Below are 23,916 nucleotides of genomic sequence, written 5' to 3'. Positions count from 1 at the left end.
ATGACGAATGTTCTATCCAAAAACTGCTATATGATAAAGTTTCAAGCATCTATTTATTTGAAATATAGAATAAATACATATTAAAATCCGGAAATAAGAAAAAACCAATCAGAACTAGGTCAGAATGGACCAGTTTAATTGGTTTGTTATGGGATGTTTATTAGATATTATTTCTCAAACTCAGCCAAAAACTTCTCCAGTTCCTCCTGAGCTTCAGGCGTTGTGCCTCTGAGCTGGTCTCCTACAGTTAAAGCCTAAATTGGATAATTCTATTGTTTTCCAAAAAGAACTAAATTCTTTAAATCTAATTCTTGATCTTTCGTATTTTGTTAATGTATCCTCTTACTCTCTAAAAAATCAAAGGAAAAATTGTTCCAATTCAAATTTTTCAATTCCTGTTTTTTTATCAATATAACTCTTTAAGTGCTCATTAGCATATGTATTACCAAATTCATCAAAACCTATATTCTCAATTTGATTATTAGCTTTTAAAGATTGGTAAATATTTCTACTGATACCTAATCTTAATACTTCAATTTCCTTTTTATCAAAAGTGCCATACAAAAAATAATTAAACTGATTTTCTGTTATAATTTCAAACTCTTTGAGAGTGCTAAGCAATAACGTAATCTCGTGATTAATAAAATCTTCATCAGTTTGGATTTTAATTACAGCTAAGTTATATAAATAGTCCTCATCATACTTATGTGTACGTAAATCTACATATACTTTTTGCCCTTGATGTGCTTCTGTTTCATAATATGCAACTTCACCAAATTGACGTCCAACATAAACATAATAATTTAAATCTTTTCGACTGCTATTTCCCAGTATGTCTTCAGTCCAATATTTATATAGATCTTCAATTCTTTCATTCAAGCCATTAAAAGAAAATTCCAGAAACCTCCTATAATAATCAATTGTTGCATCGTATCTTAAACGTTTAACATTATTTCCTGGGTTAAACAGATTAGTATCAACTTCTAAACTAGAATTCAAAAAAATATTAGAAAGTAAAAAACTGTCAAAAAACACTTTCTTTATCTTATTTAAAATTAATTCGATCAAATTCTCTGTTCCAATAATCTTTTCTTCTTTCATCAAAATATTTTCCAGTTGCTGCAACCCGTCTGCAGTGTAATTCAAAATCTGTTGAGCACCTGCTTTAGTTAAACGGGTAAAAAAATCTGGATTATTATAATTTTCAATGACTTGATTTTCTAAACTTCTGATTTCTGTTACTTTTTCGGCATTCTTTGTTTTATTATATTCTTCTAATAGTGGATTTTTTACATCCTCTAAGTGGCGCCCTCTAAGTTGCTCTATCTTAGTCTTCAAGCTATTTTTAGTTCCTGAATATTGAGGATATTCTTCTATATCAACAAAATGAACAGGGATAAAAAGTCTTGAAAGGGAATCACCATCTTTAAAAATCTCATTTAATCGATTGACTCTCCCAATTAGATTATTCAAATCACTGATACTTTTAAAACCTGAAATATAAATTAAATTATCTATAGGTAAGTTCATTCCAGCCAAAACAACAGCATTAGCAACAAAATTTCGTAAAAAATCAGATTCTCTAATAAATTTCAAAAGATAATTTCTAATCAACAACGGCATGCGCCCATGCATATAAACAATTCCTTTTGAAAGATATTTTATGAGTTTAAATTTAGGGTGAATAATCGTTGCAAGCTCTCGTTGTAAATCCTCAATTTCATCAGGTATACTTTCCTCAGGTAATGCGGAATATAATTTTTCAGTATAATTCTCAATCATCCTAGGACGATATAAAAAGTGTAAATTTTTTCTAAAACTTATTGACACCTTTGTTATATAGTCAAACGAAGAAGGAACAATCTGAGCAGTTGGAATAAATTCATTAAAAAATAAATCATAAATATATTCTTCACAACTCCTGTTTAAATATCTTAATTTTAGTATCTTAAGATTTTTTTCAATTCTATAAGATTGTATTGCTCCTTGATTTCTCAGCGATAAATTTTTTGAATTTTGTATTGATGGAGATAGATAAATAATTTTCAATTCAGGTTTTCTCATTATAGATAGTTTTATAAACCGAGATAAGAGCAAACTCCGATTGGAAAATAAATTTGAAAAATTAAAATCAAGTAATTCGTGAGCCTCATCTATATAAATTAAGTCAAATACTATTCCTTCCTCAATAAGACGTAATCCACGTTCTTGAGTAACGATTGCTAAAACTCTAGCATCTTTCTCTGAATCATAATTTTGGTCATGTACAATAATTTTCCTATCCGAAATATTCCTCTTGGCTGCTCGAAACGTTTGATCAATCAAAGCCTTCGTTGGAACTATAATAGCAATAAAATTGCATTCATTATTCTTTTTTATATGCTGAAAGACTAGCTCGCTCTTTCCATATGAAGTTGGAGCTATAAATGATAATTGTTTAAAATTAGAGTCTAGTATTTCTTCAAATACCTTGTTTTGCTCATATGTTTTAACTTTATTTTCATCTACAAATTTTTCTATCTCCAAATCAGAGATAAGGTGATTAATTGTAAGCTCTTCATCTTTTATTAGCCCACTCTCTAAAATTGTTCTAGCAGTTGGATAATAACCATAATTTACAGAAAAATCGTATAAAGCCCTAAAGTCATTTGTTTTAAAACAGGTTACAGCAATAATCAAATAAGCATATTCTATTAATAGATATTTATCTTGGTCTATTGTTTCTTGATATTCTTCAATTAATAATAATGCCACAGAGAAAAGAAACTCGGCTTCATTAAATGACAAATCTGGTTTCTTATAAAGTAGATCAATTAGATGCTTAGAAACATATGTATTATTTTTAATTCTAGTCAGCAGACTTTTCCCACCCTCTAAGTTATTTGACATTTGCAATCTCCTTCATAATCTCTACAAAAAGATCTTGTTCACTTAGATTCATCGCCACAACCTTTTCATTTTTCACTTGATGCCCGACTAAATAATCGTCAATTTTTTTACTATCAATGATTCCAAAAGCTGTATTTTTATGAATTACAGTAGAACCAATAATTAAATTACATTCGGATAATTTTTTATAGTTTTCTCTAGTATATTCAATACTTAATTGTTCTAACTTATGAATTAGAGATTCCGAAGATTTAAAGGATTTAGCATGATTAGCAGCATTCTCCCAAGGGTCATTTTTAGTTTTCCCAGCTAACTGATCAGTTATTCCATCGTAAGCCCGTTTGATGGTTGTCTTGTGCGAGATATTATCTCCCTCTTGAGTAGACTTGCTTTCTACAAGCCATATTTCTTCATTTATTTGGTAAAGCCCATCAAATCCTTTTTTAGCTGAATTTTCTTCTAAATTTTTGTAGCAAAATTGTTGTTCAAAACCATTATCAATTAAAATACATATCAAAAAAAATTCTGCAGCAAAACCAGATATTATTCTTGAATCTTTCAGCGTACCATCATCACGAAAAAGATTATCATAAATCTTTTTAGCTATAATGTTAGGAGTGTAGGAACTGCTTCTTCCTTTTGAAATTTCTACAAGTTTATTTTTTATAAAATCTTTTTCACTTGGATTTAAAGAGTTAATTTCAGCAACGATAACTTCCACTTCATCTTCACTTAAACTTTTAACCTCTATTCCAGAAGTGGTAATGGAAGAAATTTTTTCAAAAATATTTTTTAACAGGGTCATTTTTAATCCTTTTATCATATCAAAGAGTTTTAATTTTTTACATCTATCATTATATCAACTCCTCCTCATTCTATAAAGTATTTATGCAAAAATCCAATATTTTTTTGTCGGCTTCCACCTTCACATTCCCTACCCAATGTCTATTAAACACAAAAAATCCCTAGAATTTACAATTCTAAGGGAGTATTCTTTATCCTGCTGCTTCTGGCGCTGGTTCAGTTTTAGTTTTCTTATTTGGACTGGCCAGGCGTCGCTTGCTGTCTCGGAGGATGTTGAGATCCTTGAGGAGTTTGGCAAAGTGGACTTTCTCTGGATAGGCTTCTGCGGAGGCTGCGGTATAGCGCATAAAGAGGTCATAAGTGCGGGAGATTTCCGTGCGCAGCTGCTTGGTCTTACCGACTTCCTTGCTGGACTTGGCTGCACGCGCTAGGGCTTCGGCCTTATCATAGTCTTCCTGTGCAGTCGTCACTGCGCTAATCACTGGTGAGAGTCCCAGCGTAGTTACTGCCGCATTGTAGGGCTCTTCCTTTAGGGTTTTGAGGAGACTCTTAATCTCAGCAGTTGCGACATCGTTATTATGCTTGGTGATATCCTTGTACTTAGTCAGGACTGGAGCCAGCGTCTCATGGGCTTCCTTGAACTTCGCTTCCTTTATCTTAGCAAATCCCCTATGTAGGGTAAAGAGTCCGACCAGAGCATTGTCCCGCTCCTTATCTACCTCCGCCAGACTTGTGGTTTGTTTCTTTTCCACGCTAGCTAGCTGTTTCTGGAATTCTTCTAGCTTGCTCGCAAAGGGCTCCAAGTGCGTACCATACATATCTTCGTCCTTATTTGCCTTGACAAATTCCGTGATGATTTGACAAGAATCCGTCATCAAACTTTCAAACTCACGGTGAGTAAAGTTGCTATAGGTCAGGGGACGAATGGTGTAGTTAGTAGTCATAATAAAACCTCTCCATTAATTTGATGAACTAAGTATAGCACGTAGCAATAAATCTTTTGCAAGGCCGCCCTGAAATGTCATTTTTTATCCCTGAAATAACACTTTTTCAAAATCAAATACCTAAAATATCCCCACCCGATAATTTCTTCAACTTCAGATAGGGATTATTTCTCTTTAAAAATGAATTATCAAGGCATTTCACGCTTAGAATACTTTGAAATTTTAACAAAAGCTAATATTCGAACTTTAGAATGGTTTAATATTTTAGCAAATTACATCAAGTGATAGTTAGAAAGCATGAAATTTTTTACAAAATGGACTATTCGAAACCTAGTTTATCTAAATATTTTAGTAAACACTCGTATTCAGCCTTTAGATTGATTGGATATTTAGCCACAGATGACTCTTTGAGTTTTTAATGATTATCTTTCTCCCCTATCTCTCCACTCTCAAGGGATCGAAGTTCTCCTCAATCAGTTGGGTGTAATTTCCAATTCTTGGGTCTTCTTCATCTAACTCCCCTATCTTAGTATTTCGTTGGATATTGGCCTCATTTTATACCTCTCATTATAGCACAGAAGCAGTTTGTTTTATAGTTTCTTCTGGCGGTAGAGATAAAAATCCCCAGCTCTTTTCAAACTGGGGATAGCTTTATATTTTTAATTCATACACTTCCTGCCAACCGGCTGGTCCTAATATCCGCTGGGGCTGTTTGCTAAAACCGGTTTCTCGGTAGAGATAGGAGGCGACTTGATTTCTCTCATTGACACCTAGGATAATACTTTTATACATAGGCAGATGTTCTCTTATGAAATCAGGCAAGAGCTTCAGCGTCTGACTACCGTATCCTCGCATCCGAAAGTCTTCATCCGTTGAAAAGCTACGAAGGAGCAGGCTATCTGGCTGACCGCCATAAGTAAACTTCTTTTCTCCAGCATCCAAAATCAGAAAGGTTACGATTTGATGTTCTGCAAAGCCCAAGATAGCATAACGATTTCCCAAGTCAGCGACAGCCTGGCTCGGATGATTGGTAAATCTCAAGTCGGTTAAATGGTAAGACTGCAAGGCTTCTCTGTCTGAACTTCGATAGAATCGGATTTTCATCTAAAAATCCATTTCATCAGGATTTGGTGCGCTACCCGCCAGGCCACTGATATTTTTGAGGACTTCTAAGTCTGCTGTATCTAGCTCGATGTCAAAGCAGTCTAGATTGCTGGCAATCCGGCTCGGAGTGACCGACTTAGGCAGGGGCAGGAAGCCTTCCTGCAAGCTCCAAGCTAAAGCGACTTGGGCAATGGTCTTGCCATACTTGTCTGCCACAGCCTGCACGGCTGGATTTTGGAAGAGCTCACCTTGGCCAAATGGTCCCCAAGCTTCCAGTAAAATCTCATGCTCACGGCAGAAGTTCACCGCCTCTGTCTGATAGACACCTGGAGCCAGGCGGATTTGATTGACAGCAGGAGTCATGCGAGCTGTCTCAAGCAAGGATTCTAAGTGATGAGGCAGGAAATTGCTGACGCCAATCGATCGAATCTTTCCGAAATTATAGAGGTCTTCCATAGCCCGCCAGACTTCGGCATTGCGCTTTTTCCAAGCATCGTTTTCCCTCAGGGGTTTGGGATTCGGCCAGTGAATGAGATAGAGGTCTAGATAATCCAGTCCCAACCGCTCCATTGAGGCAGCAAAGGCCTCTTGAGCCTCCTCATAAGTATGAATGTCATTCCAAAGCTTAGTCGTGATAAAGAGCTCCTCCCGCGGAATGCCGCTATCCTTGATCGCCCGTCCGACACTCTCTTCGTTCTTATAGATGGCTGCCGTATCAATGTGACGATAGCCTGCCTTGAGAGCGGCTAATGTTGCCTGATAAGCTTCTTCGCCATCCTGAGCCTTCCAAGTACCGAAGCCCAGTACCGGAATGCCAACACCATTGTTCAAAAGATATTCTCTCATCTCATGTCTCCTTTACAAGTTCCATCTACTGCCTTCAGCAAGGCAGCTGCTACAGTATTCACAAGAGCAGAACTGCTCACTTCTTTTCCTTTTTCTTCAATATTGGCTTAGGTTTGAAGATATTTTCCTTGGTCGGCTCCATCCCTTTACTGAAAAAGCTATAGATAATGAAAGCAACTCCTGCGACAAGGATCAAGATTCGTCCAAAGATCAGTCCCGCCAACAGCAAAACAAGGCCCATTATCAAAAATTTCGCATCAATTCGTTTCATAGCCTACTCCTGTTTACATTATAGTCTCATTATATCACTCCTAAGAAAGCAATTCAAATCTAGGAGAAGGCTATCAAGTAGCTTGCCAATCAAAAAGAACAGGTTTTCCTGCTCTTTCAGAAAAATATAAGGAGACTAATTTAAAATACCTGCGGTTCTCATACATGGAAACGTTCTTGACCATCAAGGTAAGTAGCTACCAGCTCTAAATCTTTATCTAAAACGATAAAGTCAGCATCGTAGCCTTCCTTGATCTGTCCGCAGACATCATCAATATGGACTGATTTTGCTGGAATTAGGCTAGCCATCATGACCGCCTGATGAGGATTGGCAATGCCCCATTTGACCACATTTTTCAATCCGTCCTTGAGCTTGAGGATGGATCCAGCTAGATTGCCCGTTGACTTGAGCCGAGCTGTTCCTTCGGCCACAACCACTGGAAATTCTCCCAACATGTAGTCACCATCTTCAAGACCTCCAGCTGTCATACAGTCAGTAATGAGGGCAATATTTTCATGTCCCTTCTGCTTGAGCAAGATATCACAGGCCTTAGGATCCACATGGTGGCCGTCACAAATCAGCTCCGCATAGGTGTGGGGCAACTCATACATGGCACCAACCATGCCCAGCTCCCGGTGGGTCAATCCCCGCATACCATTATAAGCATGCACCCAGACACTGGCACCCGCTTCGACCGCAGTTTTGGCTTCATCATAGGTTGCGTTAGAATGCCCCAAAGCAACGGTCACACCTTCATCAGTCAGCGTACGGACAAATTCCTCTACGCCTTCACGCTCTGGTGCGAGAGCAATCTTATTAAGCAAGCCATTTGCAGCTTTCTGCCAAGCACGAAACTCATCCATGCTAGGATCTTTCATATAGGCTGGATTTTGAGCACCTTTATACTTCTCGGTGAAGTAAGGCCCCTCAAAATAGAGACCGCGAATCTTAGCTCCGCTAGCTTCTTGATAGCGTGCACCGATATTTTCAGTAACCGCTAAGAGCCGCTCATAGGACGAGGTCAGCGTTGTAGGTAAAAAGCTGGTCACACCGGTAGTCAAGAGACCCTCACTCATGGTATGAAGAGTTCCTTCGATGTTATTGTCCATTACATCAATACCGCCGAAGCCATGAATATGAGTGTCCACTAGACCTGGTGCAATCGAGTAGCCACTGTAGTCTATGACTTCTGCATCCTGCGGAACAGACTGCACCAGCTTGCCAAACTTGCCGTCAATCAGCTCTAAATAACCGCCCTGACGGATTCCTTGAGGATAGAAAAATTGATCTGCTTTAATATATGTAGGCATAAGACTGCCTCCCTTGTTCTTGACTTCTGTATTCTCTGCCATTCAAAGCGGAATTCTGTGATAGAGCTAGTATCTTTCTATAGCTGCTTTCTAACTCCCACTTTTGAATCTCTGAGTTTTCTTGACTATATTATAACTCTTTCTTTTTCATTTGTAAATGGTATATACCTATTTTTGCGAAAAATTGTTATATTAAATTAAAAAAACAGAAAACCCAGCCATGACAGCTGAGTTTCTGCTTTATTTTTTATCTAAATCGCGCAGCATCTGGTCGATTTTATTGCCATACTCGATGGATTCGTCCTTGACAAAGGTCAAATCTGGAATCTTGTACATCTTCAGATTGTGACCCAGTTCTCGCTTGATGGTACCGGTCGCTTTTTCCAGACCGGTCTGAGCTTTTTGATTATCAGAGGCCAGATTGCTCATAATCGTGTAGTAGACCTTGGCCATGGATAGATCGCCCAGCATTTGGACATCGGTAATGGTTACTCCCTGCACCCGCGGGTCACGAACTTTCTTCTGCAAGATTTCATTGACTTCGCGCTTGATTTCCATGCCGACACGGTCTGTACGAAAATTGTTTGCCATGAGATTTCCTTTCTAATTTTTCTCTTCTGCAATAATTTCTTCTAAACTCTTTGTGAAAAAAGATGTGGGACTAAAAATACAGACTTCCACCAACAATGATTTCACTGCGAGTTTTTAACCTACTTCTTATCTTATTTCTTAATTTCTTCCATGATGTAGGCTTCAATCGTATCATCTACTTGAATGTCATTGTAACCATCAATCATGAGTCCACCTTCGCGGCCGTTAGTAACTTCCTTAACATCATCCTTGAAGTGCTTGAGGCTGGCAAGCTCTCCATCGTAAATCACGACGCCATCACGGATAACGCGAACCTTGGAATCACGGGTCACTTTACCGTTGATAACCATAAATCCACCGATAGTACCAACCTTGGAAACCTTGAAGGTCTCGCGGATAAGAGCTTCCCCGATGATTTTTTCTTCGTATTCTGGATCCAGCATTCCCTTCATGGCATCTTCCATTTCTTCGATAACCTTGTAGATAATGCTGTGGAGACGGATTTCGACATCGTCAGCTTCTGCCTGCTGGCGAGCTTGAGATGTAGGACGAACGTTAAATCCGATGATGAAAGCATTTGAAGCTTCTGCCAGTGTTACGTCGGACTCATTGATAGCACCAACCGCTGAGTGGACGATGGTAATCTTAACGCCTTCCACCTCAATCTTTTGCAGGGAAGCAGACAGAGCTTCTACAGAACCTTGTACATCAGCCTTGATGATAACATTAACAGACTTAACTTCACCAGCTTTGAGGGTATCAAAGAGATTTTCCAGACTGACGCGATGAGTAGCTTGACGCTGCTTGAGAAGGGCACGTTTGGCACGTTCTTCACCGGCTGCGCGCGCAGCTTTTTCATCTTCATAGACCGCAAAGTGGTCACCAGCCATCGGAGTTTCATTGAGACCAGTGATAGAAACCGGTGTAGATGGTCCTGCTACCTTAACACGACGGCCCAGGTCATTGGTCATAGCCCGAACCCGACCGAAGGTATTACCAACAACGATTGGATCCTGCACATTCAGAGTTCCCTGCTGAACCAGAAGGGTTGCGACAGCACCTTTTCCTTTATCCAGACGGGCTTCGATAACTGTACCAATCGCTCGAACAGTCGGATCTGCCTTGAGCTCTTGAATTTCAGCCACTAGGAGGACTGTTTCCAGCAAGCTGTCGATATTTTGATTGAATTTCGCTGAGATTTCGACAAATTCAGAATCTCCGCCCCAAGCTGTTGACATGACACCATGCTCAGCCAATTCACCAATCACGCGCTCAGGATTCGCTCCTGGCTTATCAATCTTGTTGATAGCTACGATGATTGGGACATCAGCCGCCTTGGAGTGGTTGATAGCTTCGATCGTTTGCGGCATAACACCGTCATCAGCAGCAACGACCAGGATAGTGATATCCGTAACAGAGGCACCGCGGGCCCGCATAGAAGTAAAGGCCGCGTGTCCAGGCGTATCCAAGAAAGTAATCTTCTTGCCGCTTTCCTCAATCTGGTAAGCACCGATGTGCTGAGTAATACCACCCGCTTCACCTGTTGCTACGCGAGAGTTACGCAGGGTATCCAAGAGGGTTGTTTTACCATGGTCAACGTGTCCCATGATGGTGACAACTGGCGGACGCTCTACCAAGGCATCTTGGTTGATATAACCTTCTTCTACGAAGAAGCGCTCAATATCAGCTGTGTCAACTTCCACCTTCTTCTTAGCTTCAATACCGTAGTCCACCATGAGGAGCTCAATAGTATCGCCGTCAAGAGATTGGTTTTGCGTTGCCATTACGCCCATCATAAAGAGTTTCTTGACAATTTCAGCTGGCTCGCGCTTGATGCGTTTTGCAATTTCTGCAACGGTCATTCCGTCTGTATATTCAAATTCAGTTGGCAACTCATGGAACTTACGTTCTGTAACAGGTTTTGGTGCCTGGTTATTGTTGCCCTTTCCTTTTTTGTTTTTCTTGTTTTTATTCCAATTACTATTTCTTTGATTTCTCACTTGATTTTGACTGCTTCGATTCTTTTGTTGTTTTCTTGGACCTTCTTCTTCGCGATCAAAATCATCGCGCTTCTTATCTGGTCGAGCTTGCTTCTTACGACGCGTATCCACAGCGGCTGGAGCTGGGCTTGGATTCGCTGCTGGTGCAGACGGAGCTGGTGCAGGCTGAACTGTTGCAGGTGCTTCTGCCTTAGGCTGCTCCTTGCGGCGATTTTGCCGTTCCATAACTTCTTTAGCTTCTTGTGCTTGCTTAAAGCGTTCCTCGCTGGAGCGAGCGTATTCAGCATTCTGCTCTGCTTTCAAAGCTGCTGCCCGAGCCTTAAAGTCAATCTTTGGTCCTTGAGGCTGTTGGCGGTTTTGACCGTTAAATCCTTGATGATTCTGACCATTGCGGCGGCCATCTTGACCACGATTATCGCGACGGTCATTTGGACGATTGCCTCTATCTCGGTCGTTGCGGTTTCCGCGATTCTTATTTCGATTATCGCGGTCCTCACGCTTACCTTGCTCTTTGTTTTGTGGTTTGCGATTGCCTTGCTGCTTCCGACGCTCTGCTTCTTCCTTGGCTCTCGCTTCACGCTCTGCCTTAAAGTTTCGGCTTTGCGGGCGCTTGACTGGTGCTGCCGTTTCTGCTTTCGCTTCTGGCTTAGCTGCTGCTTTTGCTTCTGGCTGTTCTGCCTTGACTGGCGCAGCCTCTCTGGCAGGAGTTTTTTGCGGTGAAGGCTGAGCTGCTGCAGGCTTTTCTGCAGGAGCTTGAGGTGCGGCTGCTTTCTTGAAGCTGGATTTGATTCGCTCACTAGCGTCAGCTTCTACGCTGGATGAATGACTTTTGACATCCAGACCTAGCTCCTTAGCACGAGCCACTACCTCCTTGCTTTCTTTTCCCAGTTCTTTGGCGATTTCATACAATCTTACTTTAGACAAATCTTGTCCTCCTCTTCTATTACATAAGAGACCTCATTTTCTTTGTAAAACCAGCATCTGTCACGGCAAGCACTTTTCTGGCCTTGCCAATGGCAGAGCTTAATTCCAGTGTTGAAAACACGGTTGATACTTCTACTTGGTAGTAACGACTTTTATCAGTGATTTTCTTGCTGAGATTAGGAGCTGCATCCTGGGCCAAAAAGACCAGATGTGCTTTTCCCTCCTGTATAGCTTTGACGGTCAGCTCCTCACCAGAAATGATGCGGCCGGCCCGCTGAGCCAGTCCCAGCATATTTGCAAGTTTCTCTTTATTCAAGACCTAACTCTCTTCTTTTAACCTTGTGATCGACATAAGCGATTAACTCATCATAGAAAGCCTCATCCACTTCCATATTAAAGCTGCGGTTAAAGACCCGCTTCTTCTTGGCTTGAAGAGCTTCCTGATTATCCAGCTTGATATAAGCTCCACGGCCGTTGGCCTTGCCTGTCGGGTCGATAAAGACTTGACCTTCCTTGTTCTTGACAATCCGCAATAAATCGCGCTTGTCAATCACTTCGTTGGACACCACTGATTTTCTTAAAGGGATTTTTCTTGTTTTTGCCATTCCAGCCCCCTTAATCTAGTTCTTCAGCTTCGCTTTCTAAACCAGCTGTTTCCAGTACAGTTTCCTCTGCAGCTGCGTCAAAGTCTGTTGCTGAAAATTCTGTCTCTAGAACATCTGCATCCGCAAGAATTTCTTCTGCTTCCTGAGCAAATCCGCCCAATTCATTGGCTGCTTCCATTTCTTCAAACTCAGTGGCAGACTTGATATCAATTCTAAAGCCTGTCAAATGAGCTGCCAAGCGTACGTTCTGTCCGCGACGGCCGATAGCCAGAGAAAGCTTGCTGTCCGGTACGACAACCAAGGCTCGCTTGTTATCTTCTTGATTAAAGATAACTTGGTCAACCTCTGCTGGAGCAATAGCGTTGTAGATAAATTCAGCTGGATCTGCTACCCACTCGATGACGTCGATATTTTCTTCAGTCGGTACCATACGACCGCTCTTGGGATCATATTTGGCAGGATGGAACTTGCTAGTAATTTTCTTGATATTGGCCCCACCGCGTCCGACGATTGTACCGATGGCATCCACATTAGGATTGTGACTGCGAACCGCTACCTTGGTCCGATCGCCTGCTTCCCGTGACACGCTCATGATTTCCACAGTTCCGTCATAAACTTCTGGGATTTCCTGCTCCATCAAGCGCTTGATCATTTCTGGATGGCTGCGGCTTACAAAGACATTGACACCGCGAGGATTGTCTTCTACTTTGTAGACAAAGACTTCGATACGATCGTGAGAGGCAAAGACCTCACCAGGAATCTGGTCTTGCTTCGATAGTTGCGCTTCAATGCTGCCAAGATTGACATAGATAAAGCGATTGTCAAAGCGCTCCACCGTCCCGCTCATGATTTCATTTTCATGCTCTTTATAGGTGTTGTAAGTGATTGCTCGGGTCTGCTTGCGCATCTTTTCCATGATGGTTTGCTTGGCAGACTGAGCAGCAACTCGGCCAAATTCAGCTGGCGCTTCTTCAAACTTGATCTTATCTCCCAATTCATAGGCTGAACTGATAGCCAAGGCATCTTTGAGACTGATTTCCAAACGGCTGTCAAAGACCTCGTCCACGACTTCGCGAACAGTATAGACACGGAAATCTCCTGACTTTTCGTCAAACTCAATGGCTGCGCTGTCTGCCTGACCATAGCGACGACGATAGGCTGAGCGGAGTGACTCGGTCACCGCGTCAATGATATCTTCTTTCTTGATTCCTTTGTCTTCTTCCAAAATGCGGAAGGCCTCTAGCATTTCTTTACTCATTTTCATATGACTTTTGCCGAAACAAAAGTGTTCCTTTCTTTTCTATATTGCTTCTGCGGCTAAAACTTAACGGCTAATCTGGCTTTGGAAACCAGACTGTAGGGAATTTCGACTTCTTTTCTGCGAGTCTTGTCCAGATATTCCATGTGCAGAACATCCTCTTCAAAGCTCAGCAAGGTGCCTTCAAAGACTTTCTGCTTGTCAACAGCCTTATAGAGACTGACATGGATATAGCTGCCGACTGCATTGGCTAGCTGTTCCTTGGTCTTGAGTGGGCGCTCCAAGCCAGGACTGGTCACTTCCAGAAAATACTGTTCCGGGAAGGGATCTGGTTTGATTTGATCCAAGAGCGGACTAATAATATCCGTCAAATCCGCTGTATCATTGACCGTAATGCCCTCAGGCTTATCTACAAAGACACTGAGAACATAGTCCCCGCCCATCTTTCCGTACTCAATATCGACTAATTCATAAGGAGCCAAAATGGCCGGTTCAATAACCTCCCTCACCAATTCAACAATCGTTGCGATATGACGACACCTCCTCACAGATAAGAGGCGAAGATATTTCCTCGCCTCTCTTTCCTTATTCATTACTAGTATTATAGCACGACAAGTCCCAAAATGCAAGGGAAATGTGCCTTGCAAGCTTTTAAAGACCGAATGCCACTTAAAACACTCTTATTTTTAAGTAAAATTTTTTCCCAATAAAAAGGCTTCAAGGAAGTATTCCTCGAAGACTCTTTCTTATTCAAATGCTGCTTCCACCCGATAGATGACTTGTCCCTTGTTAGCAAATTTCTGCTCATACTCAGTCAGGACATTATCCTCGAAGTCGCTGGCATGCAAATCTAACCACACGCCCTTTAACTTCATACCATACTGAGAAAAGCTTACTAGGCTATACTCAAAAAGACCGCGGTTATCCGTTTTGAAGTGGATTTCTCCATTTTCCGGCAAAATCTGCTGATAGGTCGCCAGAAAGGACTGATAGGTCAGACGACGCTTTTCATGACGTTTCTTGGGCCAAGGATCCGAGAAGTTTAGATAGAGGCGGTCAATCTCGCCCTCTTCAAAATAATCAGTCAGATCCGAACCATCCACCCAGAGCAGCTTGATATTGGGCACATCCGTTGCTAGCACCTTGTCCAAGGCATAGCTGAGGACCGATTTCTGAATATCAATCCCGATGTAGTTGATCTCAGGATTGGCCTTGGCCATACCGGACACAAAAGCTCCTTTACCGCTGCCAACCTCTACATGAATGGGATAATCATTGCCAAAAATCTCCTGCCATCTGCCCTTGGCGTCTGCCGGATTCAAAATCACATACTGGGGATGCGCCTCCAGCAGTTCCGTCGCTCCCTTACGATTCCTTACTCTCATTGTCCTCTTCCGTATTTGGAACGGAAGTTTCGTAATGCGTAAATCTCCCGGTTCACATTTTCTAAATCATTGTTTTCATAGTATTTGGCAATCTGCATCAGATAAGAATACTGTCCAAACCAGTATAGCTTATTAAAAACAGTCTGATTATACTTATAACCATAGGCGCTCAACCACTCTTGCCAACCTGAATCAGGCACATAATGGCTTAAAATATGTGCTACATCCATCATCCTGTCTGTCAGGCGCACAGAATCCCAATCCACCAAGTAAATAAGCCCGCTGTCGGTCTCTACCCAGTTGCTATGGCGCACATCTCCGTGAACGATGGTCGCGTAGTCCTCACGAAAGGCCGGGACTGTCTGGCGTAGGTCGCGGATAACTGATTGCAGATATTGATTATTCCTCAAAGCAAGCGGCACTTGATTGAGCCAAGCATTCAGCAAATCAGTCGGCGTTTCCAAAGTATAGCCCAGCTTGGTCAGCTGCGTCATCAATGGGCGCGAGCGATGCAGCCGAGTCAAAATATTGATTACCTGCTTTTTGGACATATCATTTGGGGTCAGAATAGTGCCTGAAAGCCACTCCTGCCCGCTCATAACATTGCCGTCCGGCATCCGGCGGCTCCACAAAAGCTGCGGTGCGATTTGTTCTCGAGCTAAGCCTGCTAAGATAGGGGTTGTATTCATCTTGACGAAAACGCGCCCCCCGTCCGGATAAGTCCCCATATAGGCCTTTCCGCTCTTACCAGCTATCGGTGTCAGGGTCAGCTCGTTATCAACCAAGTCCATGTTTCCCCTCCGTAAAAAGTTTCTTTATCATTTTACTAGTTTTACCTCTTTTAGTCAACCAATCTCCGTAACTTAAACGGCAGATAGAACAGATAGAGCAGGGCAGTCGTTCCCAGCATGGCCAGCACTGCTGTCTTGTCTTGGAAAAATAGCAGAGCAGTCAGCACTTGAGCCAAGAGAACGCTGATGCCAATCGAAGTGATAATTTGTCTTGCTCCCTTCAGCTTTTCCCCTCTTTCTATCGGAAAAAGCTGGGTCAAAAACTGATAGTCAAAAGCTTCGTACAAGGCTGTTAGCTGGAAGAGTAAGAGATAATTGAACAAGACCGCAAAAGCTGCAGCAATCCAAGCTTGACTGACAAAAACCAAGGCCAAAAGAGCCAAAAAGAGCAGTCTCAAGGTCAGAGCAAAGAAGTCTCCATTTCGCAAGTAAGAGCGCAAAAAGAGATTCTGCCAGGTCTTGCTATGCTGCTTGCCCACAAGTCTCGTCAAACCATCCAGATAAGCCCGGCGCTTGACACTGTTTGAAATGCCTTTAACATTGGTAAAGAGAGCAAAGAAGCGCAGAATCGTCTGCTTTCGGGCTGCTTCATAAGCCACCAGCGCCTGCCAATCTAGGCCATTTTCAGTAAAGAACTTCTTGGCCTTAGCCTGAAACAAAAACCATTTCAAGACTAGCATAAGGAGACAGTAGAGCCCGAAGCCCCAAACAGGCAATCCCAGAGCCAGAAAAAGCGGAGCTAACAGCAGCAATAGCCCAGTCTGTAAGACTGCGTACAATAGACAGGAACGTAGAATCTGTCCTTTGATAAAAGCTCTGACTTCTGCTTCTCTGACCAAGAGAAAGAGAGCATCTGGCTTTTCCAGATAGGTCGCAATCCGTCCAAAAGGCAGGATAAAGACCGACAGAATAACCAGACTAGCAATAATGGGTAGGTGATTAGTCGGAAAATGTCGCAAAAGCTGACTGTACTGAACACCTAAAAATCCCATAAAAATTAGCAGAAAGAGCACGAAATGGTCATTAAAAACATAGCGCAGGTATTTCAAACACTGCTGACGAAAATCCTGCTTTCGTTTGGCAAATAATTCTTTCATAGCGCCGCCTCTTCTGTCAGGGCTAGATAGACGTCATTCAGACTAGCATCCGGCATTTGAAATTGAGCCCGCAACTCAGTCAAGCTACCCTTGGCCCGCACCTGCCCCTTGTGTAAAATGACAAAACTGTCGCACATCTTCTCGGCAGAATCCAGGACATGGGTGCTCATCAGAATCGACTTGCCCTTTTTCTTTTCCTCATCCAAGAGCTGGATAAGGTCTGCAATAGCTACCGGATCCAGACCCAGAAAAGGCTCATCCACAATAAAAAGGCTGGGATCAACTACAAAAGCACAGATAATCATCACTTTTTGCTTCATCCCTTTTGAAAAGTGAACAGGGAACCAATCCAGTTTTTCCTTGAGTCGGAACATTTCCAGCAGCTTATCCACGCGCTTAAAAGCCGTCTCCTGCTCAATGTCGTATGCCATAGCTACCGTCTCAATGTGCTCGCGCAGGGTCAATTCTTCGTAGAGACTAGGCGTTTCCGGAATAAAACCGATCTTCTTGCGGTAATCGCTGGGATTGGTCCGCAGCTCCAGTCCATCAATCTGAATCTGCCCCTTATAAGGGGTCAGAAGACCAATAATCTCATTGATAGTCGTGGATTTGCCCGCACCATTGAGACCAATCAGACCAACCAGCTGGCCATTGCCCACTTCAAAGCTGACATCCTTTAAAACCGGGATATTAACATAGCCGCCCGTAAGCTCTTTGATTTCTAACATATTTTCTCCGAATTCTGGTATAATGGTTCTTATATTATAACAAAATCTAGCGAATAGAGGTACCATTTATGGCTGATTGTATTTTTTGTAAAATTATTGCTGGAGAAATCCCTTCTTCAAAAGTCTATGAAGACGAGAAGGTCCTTGCTTTTCTAGATATTTCCCAGGTAACACCAGGTCATACCTTGGTTGTCCCTAAAGAGCATTTCCGAAATGTGCTGGACATGGATGCTGACAGTACTAGCCAGCTCTTCGCTCGCGTTCCAGACATTGCTCGAAAGGTCATGAAAGCCACAGGTGCAGCCGGTATGAATATCATCAACAACAACGAAGAAATTGCTGGACAGACTGTCTTTCATACCCATGTGCATTTAGCACCGCGCTATAGTGATGCAGATGACCTCAAAATTACTTTCGCAGCCCACGAACCAGACTTTCCAGCTCTGGCCGAATTAGCTGAGAAGATTGCGCAAGCTTAAGGAGGGAATATGAAACTGTCAAATATTTTCCTATTTATCGGTGCCGCAGCAGCCAGTTACAAACTTGTTGAAAACCGTCAAAAAATCCAAGAAGAAATCATTGAAACAACAGATAGTCTAGACAAAGTAAAGGACAGTCTAGCCAATATTCAACGAAATATTGCCATCATTCAAGAGCAAAAAGAGCAAGTCAAAGACATGGCCCAAGATCTTACTTATAAATATAAAGTCCTTGAAAACCAAGCACAAGTGCAGATCCAGCAAGTCAAAGACATCTGGGCAAAGTACGAGTCTTGATAGAGTAAAGGTGGGTGATAGGGGAACAAAAATTCCAATCAGCCGCCGCATCAAGAGCTTTCCGTTATAACCAAAAGAGACCGAGACATTTTGTCCCAGCCTCTTTTTATATTTAACTTTTTTACTCTGTAGCCTCATTGACTATCGGCTGACTTTGTGGGGTGCTGACACTGACATCTGCTGCTGGGGCGGAGGAAGCCGCTGGAGCAACTGGAGTCGTATTTGTAGTTCCAACTGTTGTATCTGTCGTTGGATAAGAGTAATTCTCATAGCCATTATTATAAGTTGGCTGACTATACGGAGTCTCATAGTTGTTGTTGCTTTCTGTGCCGCTAGATGCACTGCTACTATTGCTACTTCTTAGACTGTTGCCGCCCATAATATCTTCATAGAGAACAGCATTGGTCTTCAGACTCTTAACTGTGTCCAAGCCCAGAGACTTGCGGATTAGATTCTGCATACTCAGCAAATGCTCTGACGTCACCAGCTGATAGCTTCCACCGTCAGGCAAGGTTGCATCTTCTCCACGCAGCTGCTCAGACTTAATGTTCTTAAAGGCATCCTGATAGCCTAGCAGTTGGGGAATGCTTTTTGAATCAAGCGCGATATTGGTCTGCATATTGCTGCTGACAGCTTTTAAAATAGCCTGATAATGGCTGACACTGTTGAGACTGAGAACTTTTTCAACCACTTTCTTAATTACTTCACGTTGACGCTTTTGGCGGCCATAGTCACCCTCTGGATCCTGATAACGCATGCGAGCATAGACCAAAGCCTGATCACCATTGATGGTTTGCTTGCCAGGTTCCACCTTAGCAGTATACTCAGGCTCATTATCCTCAATAGAAATTGGGAAGTCAAAGGTATTATTGACCTCAATACCACCTACTGCGTCTACTAACTGAACCAAGCCCTGCATATTGATCATCACATAGCGGTCAATGTGGATATTCATCAAGCCCTCAATAGTCGAAATGGCTAACTCTGCTCCGCCTGTTGCATAGGCTGCATTCAGCTTGGCTTCAACTGTCTGACCGTTCTCATCAATCTGAGTCAGAATATCACGTTCCAAACTCATCATGACTGTTTTCTTGGTCTTTGGATTGACACTCAGGAGAATCATGGTATCGCTGTTCCCGACCCAAGTATCCTCGCGGGAGCCGCTCCCTGTATCTACACCCATCAGCAAGATGGTCATAGGCTTAGTCGCAGAAATGACATCTGTCTCATTTCCCAAGCCCTTATAAGTCTTGGACAGTTCATCAGTTGACTGACCATAGATCGTCCAAGCATAAGTACCGATACCAGCCGTCGTTACGACAAGGAGGCTGAGAAACATCATTATAATTTTTTTAAACATATCTTTTTTTAGTCTATCAGTTTACCCATCAGGAAAACATCAAGAAATATCCCTTCTTTTAAATAGGCTCCTCTTTTTTGTAAGCCTTCAATTTCAAATCCTAAATCTTTATAGAGGTGAACCGCTCGTTCATTTCTAACCTGAACGCTCAATTCTAAACGTCTAATATCCTGAGAATCTTCTGCCCAAGTCAGTGCCTCTTCTAGCAGTATGCGTCCCAGTCCTTGATTCCAGAAAGCTTTCTTCACTACAACAAAGACTTGACCAATATGGCGAATTCGCTCATGGAAATCAGCTGTGATGCTGACTAGGCCAGCAATTTCACCATTTAAAAGCCCCAACAGATAAAGCTGATTACTAGAAGCAGCCTGATGCTCAATGAATGAAGCCATCTCCTCTTGATTCATCAAGATTCCAGCCTCATCCAGCGTCATATAATCTGACTCAGACCCAACCTGATTGAGGAAGGCAATCAGCTCAGAAGCATCTGTTTTTTCCGCTTCACGTAAGCATAATTCATATTCAGTCATTCTGCAGTCCCTCAATTAGCTCTTGAGCTCGCTTTCCTTTGGCTTCAAAAACCAATTCACGCCCGTCTTCCTTTTTTAAGAGGCTTAATTTGAGATAGTCTTCAGGCAGATTTTCTCCCAGCAGCTCTCCCCATTCAATGACTGTCACACCTTCCCCGAAGAGAAAGTCATCCAAATCAATGGAGTCTGGATCGTCTCCGATGCGGTAGACATCCAAATGATAGAGTGGCAAGCGCCCCTCGTATTCCCGAACAATGGTATAGGTTGGACTTTTAATCATCTGACTGATACCCAAACCTAGAGCCAGACCCTTGGTAAAGGTTGTCTTTCCTGCTCCTAAATCTCCCGTTAAAACCAGTACGTCCCCTGCCTGAAGCAATGTGCCCAGACGCTGACCCCACTGGATTAATTCTTCCTCATTATGACTAAACATTCTCTTATTATACCAGAAAAAATTTTTTTCTGCTTAATTTTGCAAAAGAAAAATCAGCCAGGAAAAGCTGATTTTTTTATACCAAAAACGTATCCTATACAAAGGGTACTAAAATCAAGGAAATCCAGCAATGTTTAGGCCTAATTTAAAGCCAGATTTACGAAATTCAAAATAAATAGAAGATCCAAAATCCAAATCATAGAATGCACATCCTTGGCTTGACCTTTGAAGACTTTGACCAAGGTGTAAGTAATAAATCCAGCTGCTATCCCATGAGTGATAGAATAGGCAAATCCCATAAAAATAGAAGTAAAGAAAGCTGGAATGGCTTCTGCCATATCATCCCAATGGATATTTTTCAGACTAGCCAGCATCATAATCCCAACAATAATCAGAATCGGTGCAGTTGCAGCGTTGGGAACAATGGCTAAAAGCGGGCTAAAGAAACTTGACACCGCAAAGCAGATAGCTACGACTAAGGCGGTCAGACCTGTTCGGCCGCCAGCTCCGATACCAGCTGCAGACTCCACATAAGTCGTCACGTTAGAGGTTCCAGCAATAGCTCCGATAGAGGTTCCAATGAGGTCCGAATAAAGAGCCTTATCCAGACCTTCTGATTCATGGTTTTCCCCAGAAGTCGCTACAATCCCGACCTTTTCACCTGTACCGATTAAGGTTCCAATGGTATCAAAAATATCTGTCAAGGAGAAAGCCAGAATGGCCATACATGTCTGAGGCCAGCGGGCTGAATCTGCTAAAAGGGCACCCAGACCTTTCGGACCTACTGCCACCCCAAAAATCTGTCCCAATTCACTAACAGCAGTGCCAATGTTATTCTGCCCAAAGTCAATAGCTGACAAATCAACCAATCCAACCAGAATAGCTACAACTGTCGTTACCAGAATAGATAGGATAACACCACCCTTGATATTTTTCACGATAAAGAAGATTGTGATGGCCAAACCGACCAAGGCTACGATGACCGCTGGATTGTTAAAATCTACCAGACCGGGAGTTGCTGCCGAATTAGCCGTAATAGCCGCTGCGGCCTTATCTGCTCCCTTGCCAGCTACTGTATAATTGCCTGGATCGATTGAAAACTTGAGTAAGCCAGCATTTTTAATACCTACATAGGCCAGAAAGACCCCGATCCCTGCTGAAATAGCTGCTCGCAAAGAACCCGGAATGGACTCGATAATCATCTTACGTATCTTGGTCAAAGTGATAATGAGCGAAATAATCCCGCAGATAAAGACCATAGCCAAGGCTTCCTGCCAAGTGTAGCCCAAGGCAAAGACGACCGTAAAAGTGAAAAAGGCATTCAACCCCATGCCCGGTGCCTGCGCATAAGGCAAATTGGCAAAGAAAGCCATCATCAAGGTACCCGCAACAGCACCGATAATCGTAGCTAGGAAAACACCCTGCTTAGGCATACCTGTCTGAGCCAACATGGCCGGATTGACAAATAAAATATAGGACATGGCAAAGAAAGTCGTCAGACCAGCCAAAACTTCTGTCCGGACATCTGTCCCTTTTTCGGTCAGTTTGAAAAATTTATCCATTTTTCAACAAATCTCCTTTTGAGTAAAATTTCTAATATCTAGTTCAATAACAAATAAAAACAGATTTAATTCTATTTATTTACGAACGATGATTTAAATTATAATAAAAAACATTCACTTTTTCAAGATGAATGTCTCGCTTTCTTATTTTTTATTATCTCTCATCAGAAATACCAAACTCATAAACTGCAAAAAGGTAAAACCAAGAATAAATGGCAGACGATCAGGCTGTAAAGTTTGCAAGAGCTTCTGTAGAACCAGCTGAGGATGAAGCAATAAATCCCAGCTATTGAGACGATCGTAACGCCCTATGTAGATAGCCAGACTAGACACAGCCGACAGAGCGGCCGTCAGCAATAGATCCAAATACCAGTTAAGCTTCCAGCCTTCCTTGATGACATACCAGCTCTCCATACCACAGAAAATTCCGAATAAAATACTGGAAACAAAAGCTAAAAAGAGCAGGAAAACACTTGGCTTACTCAGAACATCTGTCACCCAAGTCATATGAATCAAATCAGTAATCATATAGAAAGTGTTGGGGAAGAAAAGCAACCACAAGAGGAAAAGAAGAGGATATACCCACTTCTGCTTCTTGAATAAAAATGTCAAGACGGCTGCATCATAGCTGATTAAGGCCAAGGTCATATTCCAGATGAGATAGGTCGGACCGCCATTTAGAGATTGGATATAGATAAAAAAGGTAATCATCAGAAAAAGAGCATGAATCATGATCGGTTTACGCATACGAAAAGCTCCTCCTTGGTGTGTCATAATTGTGACGGATTAGAGCACCATTATAACATAAGTCGTGTTATTTACACTGAATTCTGTTATAATAGTCTGTATTATCACTGAAAAGAGATTCACATGACAAAAAAAGTAATCGCTGTGGACTTGGACGGAACCTTGCTGGACTCTAATAGCAATCTGTCTGATTTCACCAAAGAAACCATCAAAAAAATTTCCCAAAAGGGCCACAAGGTTATTATCACAACAGGCCGGCCCTACCGTATGGCTTTGAAATATTATAAAGAATTAGAGCTCAATACGCCCATGATTAACTTCAATGGATCTCTGACTCACATTCCAGAAAAGAAATGGGATTTTGAAAAATCGCTGACGCTGGATAAGTCCTTTCTGCTGGATATGGTTAAGCGCAAGGATGAGATTGAAGCGGATTTCATTGCTGGCGAATACCGCAATAAGTTCTACATCACCAATCCCAACGAGGAAATCGCTGATCCCAAGCTCTTTGGCATCGATGCTTTCAAACCAGAAAACCAGTTTCAAGCTAATCTAGTAACGGAGAATCCTAACGCCATTCTCCTGCAGACGCGAGCAGCAGATAAATATGCTCTGGCAGAGGAAATGAATGCTTTTTACCAGCATGAACTTTCTATCAACTCTTGGGGCGGCCCACTCAACATCCTCGAGTGTGCTCCCAAAGGGGTCAATAAGGCCTTTGCCCTTCAGTACCTACTTAATATTCTCAATGTAGACCGTAAAAATCTGATTGCCTTTGGCGATGAGCAAAATGATACTGAGATGCTGTCCTTTGCTGGCACTGGCTATGCCATGAAAAATGCGAATACTGACCTTCTTCCATACGCTGACCAGCAGTTATCTTTGACCAATGACCAAGATGGCGTCGCCCACGAGCTCAACAAACTCTTTTTATAAAAGTAGACAATTAGACAAACTCTGT

At 42.2% G+C, this 23,916-nt stretch carries 25 protein-coding genes; 3 read left to right on the top strand and 22 right to left on the bottom strand.

Annotated features, from left to right (window positions below):
- Positions 1-357: 357 nt before the first annotated feature.
- The 17 genes from FFV08_02730 to FFV08_02650 all read right to left on the bottom strand — a co-directional run bounded on the left by FFV08_02730 (position 358) and on the right by FFV08_02650 (position 17,613).
- The gene (locus FFV08_02730; GenBank protein QLB51677.1) at positions 358-2,889 is read right to left on the bottom strand and encodes a DEAD/DEAH box helicase; all 2,532 of its coding nucleotides are present in this window, start codon (positions 2,887-2,889) and stop codon (positions 358-360) included.
- Positions 2,879-3,712 carry a hypothetical protein gene (locus FFV08_02725; protein QLB51676.1) on the bottom strand — a complete coding sequence of 278 codons (834 nt, stop codon included), beginning with the start codon at positions 3,710-3,712 and terminating at the stop codon, positions 2,879-2,881. The genes FFV08_02730 and FFV08_02725 overlap by 11 nt, the downstream gene beginning before the upstream one ends.
- Positions 3,713-3,884: 172 nt before the next feature.
- The gene (locus FFV08_02720) at positions 3,885-4,637 is read right to left on the bottom strand and encodes a hypothetical protein (protein QLB51675.1); all 753 of its coding nucleotides are present in this window, start codon (positions 4,635-4,637) and stop codon (positions 3,885-3,887) included.
- A gap of 651 nt (positions 4,638-5,288) precedes the next feature.
- Positions 5,289-5,741, bottom strand: a complete 453-nt coding sequence (locus tag FFV08_02715; GenBank protein QLB51674.1) for a GNAT family N-acetyltransferase — start codon at positions 5,739-5,741, stop codon at positions 5,289-5,291.
- On the bottom strand, positions 5,742-6,587 hold the full coding sequence (locus FFV08_02710; GenBank protein ID QLB51673.1) for an aldo/keto reductase: 846 nt from the start codon (positions 6,585-6,587) through the stop codon (positions 5,742-5,744). It abuts the gene before it with no gap.
- Positions 6,588-6,663: 76 nt separating this feature from the next.
- Positions 6,664-6,858: a hypothetical protein gene (locus FFV08_02705; GenBank protein QLB51672.1), complete on the bottom strand. Its 195-nt coding sequence runs from the start codon at positions 6,856-6,858 to the stop codon at positions 6,664-6,666.
- 158 nt (positions 6,859-7,016) lie between these two features.
- Positions 7,017-8,168, bottom strand: coding sequence for an N-acetylglucosamine-6-phosphate deacetylase (gene nagA, locus FFV08_02700; protein ID QLB51671.1), 1,152 nt, complete (start codon positions 8,166-8,168; stop codon positions 7,017-7,019).
- Between the two features lie 240 nt (positions 8,169-8,408).
- Complete coding sequence (gene rbfA, locus FFV08_02695; GenBank protein QLB51670.1) at positions 8,409-8,759, bottom strand: 30S ribosome-binding factor RbfA; 351 nt, start codon at positions 8,757-8,759, stop codon at positions 8,409-8,411.
- Positions 8,760-8,890: 131 nt separating this feature from the next.
- Complete coding sequence (infB, locus tag FFV08_02690; GenBank protein ID QLB51669.1) at positions 8,891-11,683, bottom strand: translation initiation factor IF-2; 2,793 nt, start codon at positions 11,681-11,683, stop codon at positions 8,891-8,893.
- Positions 11,684-11,702: 19 nt separating this feature from the next.
- Entirely contained in the window at positions 11,703-11,999 is a 297-nt protein-coding gene (locus FFV08_02685; protein QLB51668.1) for a YlxQ-related RNA-binding protein, read from the bottom strand.
- The gene (locus tag FFV08_02680; protein QLB51667.1) at positions 11,992-12,288 is read right to left on the bottom strand and encodes a YlxR family protein; all 297 of its coding nucleotides are present in this window, start codon (positions 12,286-12,288) and stop codon (positions 11,992-11,994) included. The genes FFV08_02685 and FFV08_02680 overlap by 8 nt, the downstream gene beginning before the upstream one ends.
- Positions 12,289-12,298: 10 nt before the next feature.
- Complete coding sequence (gene nusA / locus FFV08_02675; protein ID QLB51666.1) at positions 12,299-13,552, bottom strand: transcription termination/antitermination protein NusA; 1,254 nt, start codon at positions 13,550-13,552, stop codon at positions 12,299-12,301.
- Between the two features lie 53 nt (positions 13,553-13,605).
- On the bottom strand, positions 13,606-14,139 hold the full coding sequence (gene rimP / locus FFV08_02670; GenBank protein QLB51665.1) for a ribosome maturation factor RimP: 534 nt from the start codon (positions 14,137-14,139) through the stop codon (positions 13,606-13,608).
- 153 nt (positions 14,140-14,292) lie between these two features.
- A complete protein-coding gene (gene trmB, locus FFV08_02665) occupies positions 14,293-14,931 on the bottom strand; it encodes a tRNA (guanosine(46)-N7)-methyltransferase TrmB (GenBank protein ID QLB51664.1) in 639 nt (212 codons plus the stop codon).
- Positions 14,928-15,722: a phosphotransferase family protein gene (locus tag FFV08_02660; GenBank protein QLB51663.1), complete on the bottom strand. Its 795-nt coding sequence runs from the start codon at positions 15,720-15,722 to the stop codon at positions 14,928-14,930. Before FFV08_02660 ends, trmB begins: the two co-directional genes overlap by 4 nt.
- A gap of 50 nt (positions 15,723-15,772) precedes the next feature.
- Positions 15,773-16,819, bottom strand: a complete 1,047-nt coding sequence (locus tag FFV08_02655; GenBank protein QLB51662.1) for a multidrug ABC transporter permease — start codon at positions 16,817-16,819, stop codon at positions 15,773-15,775.
- Positions 16,816-17,613: an ABC transporter ATP-binding protein gene (locus tag FFV08_02650; protein ID QLB51661.1), complete on the bottom strand. Its 798-nt coding sequence runs from the start codon at positions 17,611-17,613 to the stop codon at positions 16,816-16,818. The genes FFV08_02655 and FFV08_02650 overlap by 4 nt, the downstream gene beginning before the upstream one ends.
- Positions 17,614-17,615: 2 nt before the next feature.
- Between FFV08_02650 and FFV08_02645 the strand changes: the two genes are divergently transcribed.
- Together FFV08_02645 and FFV08_02640 are read left to right on the top strand one after the other, a co-directional pair.
- A complete protein-coding gene (locus tag FFV08_02645) occupies positions 17,616-18,026 on the top strand; it encodes an HIT family protein (protein ID QLB51660.1) in 411 nt (136 codons plus the stop codon).
- Between the two features lie 9 nt (positions 18,027-18,035).
- Positions 18,036-18,323: a hypothetical protein gene (locus FFV08_02640; protein ID QLB51659.1), complete on the top strand. Its 288-nt coding sequence runs from the start codon at positions 18,036-18,038 to the stop codon at positions 18,321-18,323.
- A 121-nt stretch (positions 18,324-18,444) separates the two neighbouring features.
- On the opposite strand, the gene FFV08_02635 is transcribed toward FFV08_02640, so the two are convergent.
- The 5 genes from FFV08_02635 to FFV08_02615 form a co-directional block, all read right to left on the bottom strand.
- Positions 18,445-19,683 (bottom strand): LytR family transcriptional regulator, encoded by a 1,239-nt coding sequence (locus FFV08_02635; GenBank protein ID QLB51658.1) that lies wholly within the window; start codon positions 19,681-19,683, stop codon positions 18,445-18,447.
- 8 nt (positions 19,684-19,691) lie between these two features.
- Positions 19,692-20,213, bottom strand: a complete 522-nt coding sequence (locus FFV08_02630) for a GNAT family N-acetyltransferase (GenBank protein QLB51657.1) — start codon at positions 20,211-20,213, stop codon at positions 19,692-19,694.
- A complete protein-coding gene (tsaE, locus tag FFV08_02625; protein ID QLB51656.1) occupies positions 20,206-20,646 on the bottom strand; it encodes a tRNA (adenosine(37)-N6)-threonylcarbamoyltransferase complex ATPase subunit type 1 TsaE in 441 nt (146 codons plus the stop codon). Before tsaE ends, FFV08_02630 begins: the two co-directional genes overlap by 8 nt.
- 140 nt (positions 20,647-20,786) lie before the next feature.
- Positions 20,787-22,208: an NCS2 family permease gene (locus FFV08_02620; protein ID QLB51655.1), complete on the bottom strand. Its 1,422-nt coding sequence runs from the start codon at positions 22,206-22,208 to the stop codon at positions 20,787-20,789.
- A 144-nt stretch (positions 22,209-22,352) separates the two neighbouring features.
- Entirely contained in the window at positions 22,353-22,982 is a 630-nt protein-coding gene (locus tag FFV08_02615) for a DUF1361 domain-containing protein (protein ID QLB51654.1), read from the bottom strand.
- A gap of 96 nt (positions 22,983-23,078) precedes the next feature.
- Between FFV08_02615 and FFV08_02610 the strand changes: the two genes are divergently transcribed.
- A complete protein-coding gene (locus tag FFV08_02610) occupies positions 23,079-23,891 on the top strand; it encodes an HAD family phosphatase (protein ID QLB51653.1) in 813 nt (270 codons plus the stop codon).
- Positions 23,892-23,916 lie beyond the last annotated feature (25 nt).

The organism is Streptococcus sanguinis (genome assembly GCA_013378335.1).
GTDB classification, from domain to species: Bacteria; Bacillota; Bacilli; order Lactobacillales; family Streptococcaceae; genus Streptococcus; species Streptococcus sanguinis_I.
The sequence above is the reverse complement of the archived record's forward strand: the minus strand, read 5'-3'. Positions and strand labels throughout refer to the sequence as shown.